General features: G+C 69.0%; 1 protein-coding gene. It reads left to right on the forward strand.

Annotation, left to right across the window (positions count from 1 at the left end; translation table 11 throughout):
- Positions 1-1,698 (forward strand): malate synthase G (locus G7A99_RS02690; protein WP_163138789.1); only part of this gene is annotated, 1,698 nt, incomplete at both ends.

Raw genomic sequence — 1,698 nt, forward strand, 5'->3', positions numbered from 1 at the left:
ATGCCCGAGGGCGGGGACTTCCAGGTCAGCACGGAAAACGTCGACCCGGAGATCGCCGAGGTCGCCGGCCCGCAGCTCGTGGTCCCGGTGAGCAACCCGCGCTACGCCCTCAACGCCGCGAACGCCCGCTGGGGCAGCCTCTACGACGCGCTCTACGGCAGCGATATCATCCCCGAGGACGATGGCGCCGAGAAGGGGAGCAGCTACAACCCGGTGCGTGGCAGGAAGGTGATGAGCCACGCTTCGGCCTATCTCGACGAGATCGCGCCGCTCGCGCGTGGCAGCCACGCAGACGTCGCCGGCTTCGGCCTGAGCCCGGACGGCGCCGAGCTCGTCGTCACCCTCGGCGATGGCAGCGAGACGGGCCTGCGGGATCCGGCCCAGTTCGCCGGCTATACCGGCGGCCAGCCCCTGACCGGCGTCCTGCTGGCCAACAACGGCCTGCACGCCGAGATCCAGATCGACCCCGAGCACCCCGTCGGCCGCGACCATCCCGCCGGCGTCAAGGACGTGCTCATGGAGGCGGCGGTCAGCACCATCCAGGACTGCGAGGACTCCGTCGCCGCGGTGGACGGCGAGGACAAGACCAACGTCTACCGTAACTGGCTGGGCCTGATGAAGGGCACGCTCGAGCACGTCTTCGACAAGGGCGGCCGCCAGGTCACGCGCCGGCTCAACCCGGACCGCCGCTACCAGCGGCCGGACGGCGGCGAGCTCACCCTGCAGGGGCGCAGCCTGATGCTGGTGCGCAACGTCGGCCACCTCATGACCACGCCCGCGGTGCTCGACGCCAGTGGCGAGGAGATCCCCGAGGGCATGCTGGATGCCCTGTTCACCGCCCTGATCGCGGTGCACGACCTCAAGGGCAACGGCTCGGTGCGCAACTCCCGCGCCGGCAGCGTCTACATCGTCAAGCCCAAGATGCACGGCCCGGAAGAGGTCGCCTTCGCCTGTGAGCTGTTCAACCGCGTCGAGGATGCGCTGGGGCTGGCGCGCAACACCCTCAAGATCGGCGTCATGGACGAGGAGCGGCGCACCACGCTCAACCTCAAGGCCTGCATCCGCGAGGCCCGCGAGCGCCTCATCTTCATCAACACCGGTTTCCTCGACCGCACCGGCGACGAGATCCACACGGACATGGAAGCCGGTCCGATGATCCGCAAGGGCGAGATGAAGTCCTCGCGCTGGCTCAATGCCTATGAGGACTGGAACGTGGACGTGGGTCTCGCCTGCGGCCTGCGCGGCCACGCCCAGATCGGCAAGGGCATGTGGGCGATGCCGGACCTGATGGCGGACATGATGGAGGCGAAGATCGGCCATCCCCGCGCCGGCGCCAACTGTGCCTGGGTGCCGTCGCCCACGGCCGCGACCCTGCACGCCATCCATTACCACCAGGTGGAGGTGATGGCCCGCCAGGGCGAGCTCGCCGGCCAGCGCCGGGCCGGGCTGGACGACCTGCTCACCATCCCGGTGGCGGAGAACGCGGACTGGAGCGCGGAGGAGATCCAGCAGGAGCTCGACAACAACGCCCAGGGCGTGCTCGGTTACGTGGTCCGCTGGATCGATCAGGGCATCGGTTGCTCGAAGGTCCCGAACATCCATGACGTTGCCCTCATGGAGGACCGGGCGACCCTGCGCATCTCCAGCCAGCACATGGCGAACTGGCTCTACCACGGCGTCGTCACCGAGGAGCAGGTG

It is taken from the genome of Arhodomonas sp. KWT (genome assembly GCF_010993615.1).